Origin of the sequence: Aliiroseovarius crassostreae (genome assembly GCF_049803815.1) — a bacterium.
Taxonomy (GTDB): domain Bacteria; phylum Pseudomonadota; class Alphaproteobacteria; order Rhodobacterales; family Rhodobacteraceae; genus Aliiroseovarius; species Aliiroseovarius crassostreae_A.
The window spans coordinates 880,215-892,915 of record NZ_JBNAGI010000001.1 but is presented as its reverse complement, the minus strand read 5'-3'; the positions used below and the strand labels follow the sequence as shown (position 1 = coordinate 892,915).

Sequence of the window (12,701 nt, the reverse complement as noted above, 5' to 3'; positions counted from 1 at the left end):
GCGAACCGCCACGTCACGAGGGGGCATTACGCGCCGCCGACCCCTTTGGTCAACGCGGCGATCTGGGATTGGAAAACGGTCGGATCGCCCAATATCTCTTCCAGCTGTGCCTGATAGGCATTAGCGATCGGGGTCAGGGCCTCGATCATGTCACGGCCTTTGTCGGTCAATTTCAGTTCAATCAGCCGCCGATCCTGCGGGTTCACGGTTTTGGTCACATACCCCGCCGCCTCCAACCGCGAGGCGGCGCGGCTGACCTTTGGTTTGTCCATATCGACCCGTTTGTGAATTTCGCGCACGCTGACGCTGTCGGCCTGGCTGAGATGGGCCACCACCCGCCACTCCGACACGGTAATCCCATAGGTGTCGCGGTAGTGGCGCGCAAAGCCCGCGCTGACCCGGCTGGACAGGACCGCGATTTGATAGGGCAGGAATTTGTCGAGCTTGAAGCTGGTCACGTCAGGGCCTTTCGTTCGGTTTCCAACAATCTGCCCGCTTGATCCCTGTGTGGCAAGGGGTGCGACACCGGTGACGGCAGGGGATGACGCGGCCCTTGTGCGTCACACCCATTTCGCCAGGGGCGGAAGGCTCATCAGCACGGCATTGGCGTCATGACCTGTGGCCAGGCCAAATTTGGTGCCGCGATCATAGACGAGGTTATATTCGGCATAGAGCCCGCGATGCACCAGCTGTGTGTCCTTGTCGGCGTCGGACCATTCCGTGTTGCGACGCTTTTCGGTGACCGGCAGGAAAGCGGGCAGAAACGCGCGGCCGATATCCTGCGTCAGGGCAAAGTCCTTTTCCCAATCGCCACTGTTGCGATCATCCATGAAAATCCCCCCCACACCGCGGGCGCGGCCCCGATGCGGGATATAGAAATACTCGTCCGCCCAGGCCTTCAGCTCTGGATAAAGCTCCGTGCCATGTGGATCGAGATGCGCCTTTTGCACGTTGTGAAAATGCGCTGTGTCCTCGTCATATTCGATACAGGGGTTCAGGTCGGACCCGCCGCCAAACCACCACGCGCCGGGGGTCCAGAACATGCGAGTGTTCATGTGGACCGCAGGGCAATGCGGGTTTTGCATATGCGCGACCAGTGAAATGCCCGACGCCCAAAAGCGCGGATCGTCCTTGATGCCGGGAACGCCGCGCGCCGCCATTGCGCCCTGTGCGGCCTCGCCCAGCGTGCCGTAAACGGTCGAAATATTCACGCCGACTTTTTCAAAGACGCGGCCCCCGCGCATGACAGACATCAGCCCGCCACCGGCATCCTGCCCATCCTCACCCTCGCGCTTGGTCTCAGATACGTCGAACCGGCCCGCGGGTTGATCAGCAAGCGGCCCCTGGGTCTGGCTGTCTTCCAGCGCTTCAAACGCGGCCACGATCTCGTCCCGCAACTCCCGAAACCAGGCGCTGGCGCGGGCTTTTTGATCTTGCATCTGGTCTGTCATCGCGGGGTCCTTGCTCTTGTTGCGCGTCTTTATGGGACGAGCTAGCAGGTTTTCCCCTTACAAGCCAAGGCGGCAATTGTCCAAACTCCGATGTCGGCTGTGCAAACAACGCACGCGAATGCGTTTCAGGTTTAACCTGACACCCTGACACAGGGGAAAACCGAAACGCTTCATGGTGACTTTGTTTTAGGGGGATTGGATATGGGGAAATCAAACGCGTTCAAAACGGCATGTGCCGTGCTCATCACCACCTGGGTATTGTCCGCCTGTCAATCCACGACGCATCCTCCTGCGTCGCACTCTGTGCCGAGCAAGGTCGCGCAGGTCAAAGCCCCCTGTGCCCCGCAAGCAGCGGCGCGGCTGGCGGATCTGAAGCAAGAGATTGCGGCCTTGGAAAAAAGCCAGGCACGTGGATATCGCACCAACGGCGGCGTGATCCGGGTGGCCAACCCGATCAAGCTGTGCACCAGTCCGATCCCATTTGTCTCGGCCTGCCTGCCGCAGCCCAAGGTCACGTCAACCCTGCCCAGTTATGAAGACTACAAGGCAGAGCGCGCGCGTCTTGCCGCCCTGAAAGCCGAGCGGGACCAGATGATTAAGGTCAAGGCAGCCTGCGCAAGTTAGGGGTCAGTGGGATGGGTTGCCCACCACATCCAACAGGCTACGCCCGCCATCAATGGTCAGGATGTGACCCGTCATGAAGCTGGAACTGTCAGAGCAGAGGAATTGTGCAGCTTCGGCGATTTCATTGGCGCTGGCGATCCGTCCCAGGGGGGTACCATCGAGAATATCGTCACGGGTTTCCTTGGCCTCGCGGATCGTGTCACGCAGGCTGGCGCTCATCACTGATCCAAAACTGACCGCGTTCACACGAATGCGGTTGGGGGCCAGCGCCACGGCCAAAGAGCGGGTCATTTGGTCCACCGCTGCCGAGGCAACGGAATAGGCCAATAGGCCCGGCTGTGTACGGGTGGCGGCGATGGAGGACAGGTTCACAATGGCGCCCAGCGGTGTGTGCTGCGCATCTTCGCTCAGACCCTCGCCTTGCTGAATCATGCGTTTGGCGACCAGTTGGCTGAGCCGCAGGCTGGTCATCAGGTTCTGATCCAGAAGGGTCTGAACGGCCGTGTTGTCGGCGTCCATCGGATCAGACAACATCACCTGGCGTGAGGCATTGATCAGGATGTCCACCCGCTCAAAGGCATCAATTGTCGCGGACAGAAGATTGGCGATGGTCAGCTTTTCGCGCAGGTCCCCGGCAAAGATACGGGTGTTGCTCTGGGCGTTTTCCTCGTCCTCAGGGTTATCCCCCCATTGTTTCAAAAGCCCTTCTTCGTCCATATCGGCGCAGATCACATTGGCACCGTGATCGGCAAAGTGGCGGGCGATCGCCAGGCCGATCCCGTTGGCAGCGCCGGTGACAATGGCGGTTTTGCCTGCGATGGAAAATGACATATTGTCCTCCTCTCCCTTGCCCGTGTTTCGCCTGTTTGCGATCTACGGTCAGCGACTGCCGCGCCCGGGTTTTGTATTGGGTTTGGCGGCGCGGATCACCTTGAACCCCGCTGTGCCGCCGATTTCATCCACCTCGCGAAACTGCGATCTCAGATGTTCTTCGTAGGGCAGGTGCCGGTTGGCGACCATGATGAATTGGCCCGCCCCTTTCAGAATATGCGCGGCCGTGGTGATGAAAGCACGGCCCAGATCCGGGTCGCCCGCGCGCCCGGTGTGAAAAGGCGGGTTGGACAGGACCACATCATAAGGCCCGCCGCGATAGGTGGTGGCGTCCCCCCAAAGGAACGCGGCGCGCGGATCAGTGATGTTTTCGCGGGCACACTCCAGCGCGGTGGCATTGGCTTCGATCAGGTCAATCCCTGTCACCGTGTCCTGCCTGAGCACATGATGGGCGAGAAGCCCCCATCCCGCGCCAAGGTCTGCAATCCGACCTTTCAGCGTGGCAGGCAGCGCGCCGATCAGCGCGGCAGATCCTTTGTCGATCCCATCGGCAGAGAACACGCCGGGGCGGGTGATGAACCCCTCTGGCAGGCTGTGATCCTGTGCGGTCCAGTCGGACAGATCCCCCCCCTGAACCCAAAGCAATTTGCCATGCGCCTTAGAGATCACACCCAGAAGGCCGGTCCGTTTTTTCAGGGCTTTCGAAATGCTGTCGATCCCGTCGGTCTTTTGGCCGTCGATGATGATCAACCCTTTCCCGGTGGCGCGACTGGCCTCGGCCAACCAGGCCAGGCCCAGTGGCTTGGCGCGGGGCAGGCAGACCAGTGCAGCAGCATAGGTGTCATCGGGCAGCGCAGGCGCCACGGACCATCCCCGAGACCGCCACAGCTCATGCAGCGGAAAATCCGGTGCCACGATCACCACGCGATCTTTCGGCAGGTCCGACAGATCAGCTTCGCGCCCGGGGCCATACACGGCAATCTGGCCCTCGTCGGGCAGGGTCAGGATGCCATCGGTCAGCGCGATATTCAGTCTTGTGTGAAGCATGTCGGGTCCGCAACGCGTTGGGGGTCGGGCTGTTTCAAATCTTTGGAGATACAGGGACGGTTCTTTGCCGCTGATTGCCGGGGCCAATCATTCCCGTTCCATGGTGCATTGCAGCGGGTGTTGATGTTCCCGTGCCATCTGCATCACCTGGGTGACCTTGGTCTCGGCCACTTCAAACGAGAAGACACCGACCACGGCCAACCCTTTTTTGTGCACCGTCAGCATCAGTTCAAACGCCTGGGCGTGGTTCATGCCAAAGAATCGCTCCAGAATCATCACGACAAATTCCATCGGCGTGAAGTCGTCATTCAGGATCATGACCTTGTACATCGGGGGTTTGCGTGTTTTCGGCTTGGTGGCCAGCGCCACACCAGCTTCGCCATCCTCATCACCCGCGCCATTGCGGGTTGGGGCAGACATCAGGATGGGATCAATGCGCACGTGCATCCTCCGGGCAGTCATGGTTTGCGGCCAGGATCTGGCCTCGTTTCGGTTTAAGCGATTATATAGGGTTCCGGTCCAGGTTTCAAAAGGCCGATCCCATCCCGCAATTGCGGGCGCATTGCGAGGCACTTAGCATCATGACCCCAAAAATCACAACAATTGGTTTCGATGCGGATGACACCTTGTGGCAAAACGAACAATTTCTTCGGGTTAGCCAAGGTCGGTTTGCCGCGCTGTCGGCGGATATTGCCAAACCCGGTCACCTGGCTGAACGGCTGTTGGCCTCAGAGCCGCGCAATCTGGGGCGCTTGCGTCAGGGCACACTCTCATCTTGATCACCAAGGGGTATTCGCTGGACCAAGCGCGGAAACTGGCCCAGTCAGAATTGGGCGACATGTTCCAAGTGGTTGAGACTGTGTCAGACAAAACACCGGATATTTACACCCAAGCCTTTGCCCCTTGCGGTGGCCGCGATGCCGCTATGATGGTGGGCAATTGCGTGACGCCAGATGTGCTGCCCGCAATTGCCGCAGGGGCCTGGGGGAACACCTGCCCCATGACCTGACCTGGATCTATGAACAGGTGGAACATCCAAACGATCCCTCCGATTTCGGCAGATCAATCATCGGGGCGAGCTGCCAGGGGTGCTCGCCGATCTAAGACAGATCTGGGGGTAGGGTGCGAATTGACCACATGATTTAGTGGCGTGGCCGGTAAGCCACGGGTCAGCCCCTTGAAAAGAATATGTTTTCCAGATCGCCCTCACCGTGTTACGCTGGGCCAAACAAATCAACGGGCGCTAGACCCGATTTCAGGTAACATCCTGATTTGAGGCAGAAAAGGTGAGCGACGTGCAGACACGTCTTGGGCAGTGGGCCAGTCCCTGGCTATTTCTCGCAGTATTTTGTTGTATCTCGATGCTTGGTGTTTTCCAGGCAGCAGCCGCGCCCTATGCGGCCATGGTGATGGATGCGCGGTCGGGCAAGGTGCTGCATTCTCGCAATGCGGATACGCGGTTGCATCCGGCCTCTCTCACTAAAATGATGACGCTTTATGTGGCGTTCGAAGCGATTTCGCGCGGAGAGATCAGCCTTGATACCGTGGTGACCATTTCCCGCAAGGCAGCGTCGGAGCCGCCGTCGAAACTGGGGCTGCGGACCGGTCAGAAGATCAAGCTGCGCTATCTGATCCGGGGCGCGGCCATCAAATCGGGAAATGATGCTGCCACCGCGATTGGTGAGGCGATCGCAGGGTCGGAAAGCGCCTTTGCCCGCCGTATGAACCGCACGGCCAAGGCGATGGGCATGACCCGGACCCACTTCAAGAACGCCCATGGGTTGACCGAGAACGGCCACCTGTCCACCGCGCGGGATATGACCACGCTGGGGCGGCATTTGTTTTATGACTACCCGGATTATTACAACCTGTTCTCGCGCCGCACGGCGGATGCGGGTGTTCGCAAGGTGAACAATACCAACACGCGGTTCCTGAACAGCTATCGCGGCGCAGACGGGATCAAGACCGGCTACACCCGCGCGGCGGGGTTCAACCTTGTGGCCTCGGCTGAACGGGGCGGCGAGCGGATCATCACCACCGTCTTTGGCGGGCGCTCGACAGCGTCCCGAAATGCCAAGGTGGCTGAGCTGATGAACCTTGGGTTCCGGCGCGCACCCACCCGTGTGGCCGTGCGCAAACCGGCCCGCCCGACCTATGCGCCGGGCAGTTTTGATCCGGGTGCAGCGGGCAAGACCATTCGCCTGGTGACGGCTGTGAAGAAAAGCCCACGTCCCATGGTGCGCCCGGGGGCAGAGGCCGCAGAACCCGTGACGTCCACCCAGCTTGCAGCCCTGACCGAGGGGATTGCCGAGGCGGTAGAAGAAGTGACCCGTCAGGAGGCCGTGGTGGCCCAGGCACCGATCACCGCACCTGTTCCGCCCGCTCCGAAATCCACTGCAAAACCCTTTGTGGGGGCTGATATTGCCCCGGTATCCGCGGTAGCCCCGCCACCGCGCCCGGCGGCCATTGTCCTGGCGTCTCGCGTGTCAAAACCTGCCAAGCCTGCCCCGCAAGAGGTGGTCACCCGTATGTCGACCTCAGGTGGGCGGCATTGGGGGATCAATGTGGGCGTCCTGGCGTCGCGTTATCAGGCAGAGCGGCTGCTGTTGAAAACCGCACTGAAAGAGATCGACACGCTGGATGACGCGCTGCGCAAAGTGGTGAACCGACCCAAAGGGTGGTACGCCAATTTCGTCGGCATGACCGAAGATCAGGCGCAACTGGCCTGTCGCCGGCTGCAAGCGCGCAAATCGGATTGCAAGGTGCTGGGGCCAAGCTGATCTGACGCCGCATGTGGTGAAGGGGGATGCGAGGCTCTGCCTCGCGCTCCGAGGTATTTTTGGCAAGAGGAAAAGGGCGCGGGTTTCGTGGCGCCCTTTTCTATTGCGACACCGCTTCTGAGGCCTGCATGTCGAAAGCGGCCGCCATGAGTGCACGGGTGTAATCGGTGGCGGGGGCATCGAAAATCTGATCCGCCGGGCCGCTTTCCACGATGTCGCCCGCGCGCATCACCAGCACCTGATGGCTAAGGGCGCGGACCACGCGCAAATCGTGGCTGATAAAGAGATAGGCCAGCCCGTATTTCTTTTGCAGATTGCGCAACAGGTCGACGATTTGCACCTGCACCGTCATGTCGAGCGCCGAGGTGGGTTCGTCAAGCACCACCAGTTTCGGGCGCAGGATCATGGCGCGGGCGATGGCGATGCGCTGACGCTGGCCGCCGGAAAATTCATGCGGGTAGCGATGCATCATCGCGGGGTCCAACCCGACCTCTGCCATGATTTCGGCGACCATTTCGGTGCGGTTGCGGCCGGGTTCCAAGCCGTGCACGGTCAGGCCCTCGGCAATGATTTCTTCGCAGGTCATACGGGGCGAGAGCGACCCGTAGGGATCCTGAAACACGATCTGCATATCGCGGCGCAGGGGTTGCAGCTGGCGCGCTTTGCGGCCCTGGATGTTCTCGCCCAGAAAGACCACCGGCCCTTCCGAGCTGATCAGGCGCATGACGGCAAGTGCGAGTGTGGTTTTGCCTGACCCGCTTTCCCCCACGATCCCGACGGTTTCGCCTGCCCGAACGGTGAAGTTCGCGGCATTCACCGCTTTTACGTGACCCACGGTGCGGCGCATAAGGCCGCGTTGAATGGGGAACCAGATGCGCAGATCTTCGGCGCTGGCGATCACCGGCGCGTCCGGGGCCACCGGGTCCGGCGTGCCCTGTGCTTCGGCATTGATCAGGGTCTTGGTGTAGTCATGTTGCGGATTGTCAAAGATCTCGGCCGTGGGGCCGGTTTCGACAATCTCGCCGTCTTTCATCACGCAGACCCGGTCGGCGATCCGGCGCACGATGCCAAGGTCATGGGTAATGAACAAAAGGCTCATCCCTTCGCTTTCTTTCAGATCGGCCAAGAGGTCGAGGATCTGTGCCTGAATGGTCACGTCCAGCGCGGTGGTGGGTTCGTCCGCGACCAGAAGGTCGGGCCCATTGGCCAGTGCCATGGCAATCATCACCCGCTGGCGTTGCCCACCCGAGAGCTGATGGGGATAATCCGACAGGCGGCGTTCTGCGTCGCGAATGCCCACCTTGTTCAGCAGATCAAGGATGCGTGCACGCGCCGCGTCGCCGCGCAGGCCCTGGTGGAGCTCCAGACTTTCCGCCAGCTGCTTTTCGATCGTGTGCAGCGGGTTCAGCGAGGTCATCGGTTCCTGGAAGATGAAGCTGATGTCATTGCCACGCACGTCGCGAAGATCAGAGAGCGACGCCCCGATCATCTCGCGCCCGTCATAGGTCACCGAACCTGCAACCTGTGCGCTGTCGGGCAGAAGGGCGACGGTCGACAGGGCGGTCACCGATTTCCCCGACCCGCTTTCACCCACCAGCGCCACGGTTTCGCCGCGTGCGACCTGAAAGCTGACCCCGCGCACGGCGGGGTGCAGGCGGCCGTCCTGACGAAAGCTTACCTGAAGGTTTTCAACCTTGAGAACGCGGTCAGTGGTCATTGGAACGTCTTTCGCGGGTCAAACGCATCGCGCACGCCTTCGAAGATGAAGACCAGAAGCGACAAGAGGATCGAGAAGGTGAGGAAGGCGGTGAAACCCAGCCAGGGAGCCTGCAGATTTGCCTTTGCCTGCCGGGTGAGTTCCCCCAGCGAGGGCGCGGAGGAGGGCAGGCCGAAGCCGAGGAAATCAAGCGTGGCAAGGGTTGAGATCGTGCCGGTGATGATGAACGGCAAGAGGGTGAGCGTCGCCACCATGGCGTTCGGCAACACGTGGCGGAACATGATCACCCGGTCTGAGACGCCCAACGCACGGGCGGCGCGGACATATTCGAAATTGCGCGCGCGCAGGAATTCCGCCCGCACGACACCCACCAGCGCGGGCCAGCCAAAGAGCACGGTCACGAACACCAAGAGCCAAAAACTTCGCCCAAGAATGGCAAAGAGAATGATGATCACGTAAAGCGACGGGGTGGATCCCCAGATTTCCAACAGGCGCTGAAAGATCAGGTCGGTTTTGCCTCCAAAGTAACCCTGGATAGCCCCCGCCGCGATGCCGATGACCGAGGTCAGGGCGGTCACCACGATGGTGAAAAAGACCGACAGGCGGAAACCGTAAATCACCCGCGCCAGCACATCACGTGACGTATCGTCGGTGCCCAGCAGGTTCTGGCCCGTGGGGGGCGAGGGCACGGCGCCGCCGGTGTCGACAATGGTGGTGTAGCTGTAGGGAATGGGCGGCCAAAGGAGCCAGCCCTTTTCGATCTTATCCCCGTCCACCATGCCGGTTTCGGTCTGGGCGATCACCTCTTCCGGGTCATCCCAACAGGCCTCCAGCCCGCCGGATTTGATCAGGCATTGCACCTCAATGTCGCCATAGGGGGCTTCGGTCTTGAAATCGCCGCCAAAGGTGGTTTCCGGGTAGAACTTCAGGATCGGCACATAAAGATCGCCGCGATAGCTCACCAAAATCGGTTTTTCGTTGGCGATCACTTCGGCAATCAGGGACAGGCCGAAGAGCAGGCAGAACAGGATCAGCGACCAGAACGCCCGGCCATTTCGGCGGAAATTGCGCCAGCGACGTTGATTGAGCGGGGAAAGCGCCATGGATCAGCCTCCCCGAGCTTCGAAGTCGATGCGCGGATCAACAAAGACATACATCAGGTCCGACAGGATCCCGATCAGAAGGCCCATCAGGCCAAACACGAAGAGCGTGCCGAAAATGACCGGGTAGTCGCGCTGCAACGCGGCCTCGAACCCAAGCCGCCCCAGCCCGTCGAGCGAAAAGAGCGTTTCGATGATCAGTGAGCTGCCAAAGAAGACGCCAAGGAAGACCGAGGGGAAGCCGGCAATCACGATCAGCATCGCGTTGCGGAACACATGGCCGTAAAGCACCTTGTTTTCTGCCAGCCCCTTGGCGCGCGCGGTGACCACATATTGCTTTTTGATCTCGTCCAGAAAGCTGTTTTTGGTCAGGAGCGTGAGGGTTGCGAAGCTGGCGATAGTTGTTGCCAGCACCGGCAGGGTGATGTGCCAGAAATAGTCGATGATCTTGCCCATAAGGCTCAGCTCTTCGAAATTGTCCGAGGTCAGACCGCGCAGTGGGAACCATTGGAAATAGGACCCGCCTGCAAACAGCACCAGCAGAAGGATCGCAAACAGGAAACCGGGGATCGCGTAGGCCACGATGATCACGCCCGAGGTCCATGTGTCAAAGCGCGACCCGTCCCCGACCGCTTTCTTGATGCCCAGCGGGATCGAGATGACATAGGCAATGAGCGTGGACCACAGCCCCAGCGTGATCGAGACCGGCAGCTTTTCCGCGACAAGTTCAAAGACGCCGATTGACCGGAAATAGCTTTCGCCGAAATCCAGCCGCATATAGTTCCACATCATCAGGAAGAACCGTTCGACCGGCGGTTTGTCCAGACCAAACTCGCGTTCCAGCTCTTCGATGAACTCCTTGGGCAGGCCGCGCGCGCCGATATATTCGCTGTCAGAGCCGAACGTCTCTTCGCCCACATCATTGGCATTTCCGGTGATCTGTTGGGTCACATCCCCTTCGCCTTGCAGTTTGGCCAGCACCTGTTCAACAGGGCCACCCGGGACGAACTGGGTCAGTGTGAAGTTGATGATCATGATCCCCAGAAGGGTCGGAATGATCAGCAAAAGACGTCGTAGAATATATGCGCCCACAGGGGATTACCTCAACACACCTTTGGATTTCAAAGCGGCGTATTTCTCTTCGTTGACCCACCAGAAGTCAAGGAACCCCGTGGCATGGGGGGGCAGGTTTTCGGGGTGTTCGTAAAAGTCGAAATAGGCCAGCCAGGTTTCGGGCACAAAGCCCGCGTGCACCATGATGCGTTCATAACGCAGGGCGCGATCCAGCGCCTTCAGGGCCGCAACCTCGTCTTCACGGGTTGTCGTGTCCAGCGCGGTTGTGATGAGGGCATCCACCAACGGGCTGCGCAGGGTGGCCGGGTTGTAGGACGACACCTCAGCGGTTTCCGACCCAAAGAGCTGACGCAGACCCGTGCCCGCCTGTTCAAAGGACAGGTAGCGTGTGAACAGCATGTCATAGTCTTTGTCGAGGAACCGGCGTTGCAACTGGGCGGCGTCGATCTTTTCAGCGCGCGCCTCAATCCCGGTATCCTGCAAGGCCTTCACATAGGCGGTGATGATCGCCTCGGCGGTGTTCGACGTGGCCGAGGATAGCAGGAACTCCAGCGCCATTGGCGCGCCCGACGCATCGCGCATGACCCCCGCATCATCGACCTCCCAGCCAACAGAACTGAGCAGTTTCAGGGCCTTGCGCTTGTTTTTCCGGTCAGATGGTTTGGCTGGGTTCGAGCTGTGCGCCATAACAGCGGGTGTTGTCAGCATCTCTTCCGGCACCAGGTCGCCAAGTGATTTCAGCACTTCAAGCTCTTTGCCTTCCGGCATCCCTTCTGCCATCACGTCCGACCCTTGCGAAAAGGAATGGCGCTGGGTGGTCAGGCCGTATTGCAGCGATTTGCTGACCCATTCGAAGTTGAACAAAAGCGACAGCGCATGGCGCACGGTCTTGTCGTCCAGCGGTGTTTTCAGCGTGTTGAAGATGATGCCGGTGTTGGTCGGCGGATTGGCCAGCGCGATTTCTTCCTGGATCACATCGCCATTTTTCACCGCTGGGAAATCATACCCGGTGGCCCAGCGTTTGGTGCTGCCTTCGGGGCGGAACGTGACCTCGCCGGCCTTGAACGCCTCAAATTCTGCAGTGTCATCGGTGTAATATTCAAACCGGACATAGTCGAAATTATGGCGGCCTTGGTTGATTGGCAGATGCCAGCCCCAATAGTCGGGGTTGCGCTTGTAAACCACAAAACGGTTCAGCTCGTAATCATCCAGTTGGTAGGGCCCGCTGGCCATGGGGGATTTCAATGACCCCTCGTCCAGCCGTTCGCCGGTTTCCTCATACCACGCTTTCGAAAAGATCGGTGTGCCGCCCACCTGAGAAATCAGCGACCGGCGGGAAATCCCGTCTGCGAAGGTGTATTTGATGGTGTGATCGTCCAGAACCTCGACCGCGGTGATCCGTTCCTTGACCGACCGCGCGTAAGACCGGATGCCCTGTTCCAGAAACAGATTATGCGTGAAAGCGGCGTCATGTGCGGTCAGCGGAGATCCGTCGCGGAACCGCGCCTCGGGGCGCATGTGGAAGATGCAATAGGACTGATCTTCTGGGTATTCCACGCTTTCTGCAATCAGACCATAGCTGTCAGTAATATTATCCGCAGGAATGCCGCCGCCAAAGGGCATTTCTCCAAACATGCTTTCCGCCACAACAGATGAGTTCACTTCCGGATCGCCTGATTTCCAAGACCATCGGTTGAAGCCATCAAACGTCCCGCGTTCCGACAGGGTGATGGTGCCGCCTTTCGGGGCGTCTGGATTGACATAAGTGAGATGGGGGAAATCCGCCGGGTATTGCAGATCCCCATAAAAGGAATAGCCATGGCTGCGGATCAGTTTCCCGCCAGCCCCCGCCGTGCCCGATGCCCAGCCCGTGCGTGGAATGCCGCCGAGCCCCACCGCCGTTCCCGCACCGATCAGACCAAGGGCCGTGCGACGGGATACGGGGCCAAAGCGCGATGAGGTCATGATGGATCTCCTGATGTCATCTGGTTGCAGGTTCACAACCTGCCGTGAAACCGGACAGGCGTGGTATTCCTTTGGGACGTTAAAGCGTTTTAGGAACTGTGTGAATCCCAAA

At 59.8% G+C, this 12,701-nt stretch carries 13 protein-coding genes; 4 read left to right on the top strand and 9 right to left on the bottom strand.

All coding sequences use genetic code 11. The annotated features are described in order from the left end of the window. Window positions 1–26: 26 nt before the first annotated feature. Together ACP15V_RS04410 and hemF are read right to left on the bottom strand one after the other, a co-directional pair. Window positions 27–458 (bottom strand): MarR family winged helix-turn-helix transcriptional regulator, encoded by a 432-nt coding sequence (locus ACP15V_RS04410; RefSeq protein WP_424942453.1) that lies wholly within the window; start codon window positions 456–458, stop codon window positions 27–29. A 102-nt stretch (window positions 459–560) separates the two neighbouring features. Next, complete coding sequence (gene hemF, locus ACP15V_RS04405; RefSeq protein ID WP_424942452.1) at window positions 561–1,451, bottom strand: oxygen-dependent coproporphyrinogen oxidase; 891 nt, start codon at window positions 1,449–1,451, stop codon at window positions 561–563. Between the two features lie 303 nt (window positions 1,452–1,754). Between hemF and ACP15V_RS04400 the strand changes: the two genes are divergently transcribed. Next, window positions 1,755–2,075 carry a hypothetical protein gene (locus tag ACP15V_RS04400; protein WP_424942451.1) on the top strand — a complete coding sequence of 107 codons (321 nt, stop codon included), beginning with the start codon at window positions 1,755–1,757 and terminating at the stop codon, window positions 2,073–2,075. Window positions 2,076–2,078: 3 nt separating this feature from the next. Here ACP15V_RS04400 and ACP15V_RS04395 read toward each other — a convergent pair whose 3' ends face one another. From ACP15V_RS04395 to clpS, 3 genes are all read right to left on the bottom strand, one after another. Continuing rightward, the gene (locus ACP15V_RS04395) at window positions 2,079–2,906 is read right to left on the bottom strand and encodes an SDR family NAD(P)-dependent oxidoreductase (RefSeq protein ID WP_424942450.1); all 828 of its coding nucleotides are present in this window, start codon (window positions 2,904–2,906) and stop codon (window positions 2,079–2,081) included. 48 nt (window positions 2,907–2,954) lie between these two features. Next, window positions 2,955–3,953 carry a class I SAM-dependent methyltransferase gene (locus ACP15V_RS04390; RefSeq protein WP_424942449.1) on the bottom strand — a complete coding sequence of 333 codons (999 nt, stop codon included), beginning with the start codon at window positions 3,951–3,953 and terminating at the stop codon, window positions 2,955–2,957. A gap of 87 nt (window positions 3,954–4,040) precedes the next feature. Further along, entirely contained in the window at window positions 4,041–4,373 is a 333-nt protein-coding gene (gene clpS / locus ACP15V_RS04385) for an ATP-dependent Clp protease adapter ClpS (protein WP_424942448.1), read from the bottom strand. 161 nt (window positions 4,374–4,534) lie between these two features. Between clpS and ACP15V_RS04380 the strand changes: the two genes are divergently transcribed. The 3 genes from ACP15V_RS04380 (at window position 4,535) to ACP15V_RS04370 (ending at window position 6,733) form a co-directional block, all read left to right on the top strand. Next, entirely contained in the window at window positions 4,535–4,732 is a 198-nt protein-coding gene (locus ACP15V_RS04380) for a hypothetical protein (RefSeq protein ID WP_424942447.1), read from the top strand. Next, entirely contained in the window at window positions 4,729–4,962 is a 234-nt protein-coding gene (locus ACP15V_RS04375; RefSeq protein WP_424942446.1) for a hypothetical protein, read from the top strand. The genes ACP15V_RS04380 and ACP15V_RS04375 overlap by 4 nt, the downstream gene beginning before the upstream one ends. A 352-nt stretch (window positions 4,963–5,314) precedes the next feature. After that, window positions 5,315–6,733 carry a serine hydrolase gene (locus ACP15V_RS04370; protein ID WP_424942445.1) on the top strand — a complete coding sequence of 473 codons (1,419 nt, stop codon included), beginning with the start codon at window positions 5,315–5,317 and terminating at the stop codon, window positions 6,731–6,733. A 100-nt stretch (window positions 6,734–6,833) separates the two neighbouring features. Here ACP15V_RS04370 and ACP15V_RS04365 read toward each other — a convergent pair whose 3' ends face one another. From ACP15V_RS04365 to ACP15V_RS04350, 4 genes are read right to left on the bottom strand one after another with little or no spacing between them, the layout of a single operon-like run. Continuing rightward, window positions 6,834–8,450, bottom strand: coding sequence for an ABC transporter ATP-binding protein (locus ACP15V_RS04365; RefSeq protein WP_424942444.1), 1,617 nt, complete (start codon window positions 8,448–8,450; stop codon window positions 6,834–6,836). Beyond that, window positions 8,447–9,553 (bottom strand): ABC transporter permease, encoded by a 1,107-nt coding sequence (locus ACP15V_RS04360; protein WP_424942443.1) that lies wholly within the window; start codon window positions 9,551–9,553, stop codon window positions 8,447–8,449. The genes ACP15V_RS04365 and ACP15V_RS04360 overlap by 4 nt, the downstream gene beginning before the upstream one ends. A gap of 3 nt (window positions 9,554–9,556) precedes the next feature. Beyond that, entirely contained in the window at window positions 9,557–10,642 is a 1,086-nt protein-coding gene (locus ACP15V_RS04355; RefSeq protein ID WP_424942442.1) for a microcin C ABC transporter permease YejB, read from the bottom strand. A 6-nt stretch (window positions 10,643–10,648) separates the two neighbouring features. Next, window positions 10,649–12,589, bottom strand: a complete 1,941-nt coding sequence (locus ACP15V_RS04350) for an extracellular solute-binding protein (RefSeq protein WP_424942441.1) — start codon at window positions 12,587–12,589, stop codon at window positions 10,649–10,651. Window positions 12,590–12,701: the final 112 nt, after the last annotated feature.

Excerpts from the sequence above, each read along its gene's own strand:
- hemF (WP_424942452.1), bottom strand. The coding sequence starts at position 1,451 with ATGACAGACCAGATGCAAGATCAAAAAGCCCGCGCCAGCGCCTGGTTT.
- ACP15V_RS04395 (WP_424942450.1), bottom strand. The coding sequence starts at position 2,906 with ATGTCATTTTCCATCGCAGGCAAAACCGCCATTGTCACCGGCGCTGCC.
- ACP15V_RS04390 (WP_424942449.1), bottom strand. The coding sequence starts at position 3,953 with ATGCTTCACACAAGACTGAATATCGCGCTGACCGATGGCATCCTGACC.
- clpS (WP_424942448.1), bottom strand. The coding sequence starts at position 4,373 with ATGTCTGCCCCAACCCGCAATGGCGCGGGTGATGAGGATGGCGAAGCT.
- ACP15V_RS04380 (WP_424942447.1), top strand. The coding sequence starts at position 4,535 with ATGACCCCAAAAATCACAACAATTGGTTTCGATGCGGATGACACCTTG.
- ACP15V_RS04370 (WP_424942445.1), top strand. The coding sequence starts at position 5,315 with ATGCTTGGTGTTTTCCAGGCAGCAGCCGCGCCCTATGCGGCCATGGTG.
- ACP15V_RS04365 (WP_424942444.1), bottom strand. The coding sequence starts at position 8,450 with ATGACCACTGACCGCGTTCTCAAGGTTGAAAACCTTCAGGTAAGCTTT.
- ACP15V_RS04360 (WP_424942443.1), bottom strand. The coding sequence starts at position 9,553 with ATGGCGCTTTCCCCGCTCAATCAACGTCGCTGGCGCAATTTCCGCCGA.
- ACP15V_RS04350 (WP_424942441.1), bottom strand. The coding sequence starts at position 12,589 with ATGACCTCATCGCGCTTTGGCCCCGTATCCCGTCGCACGGCCCTTGGT.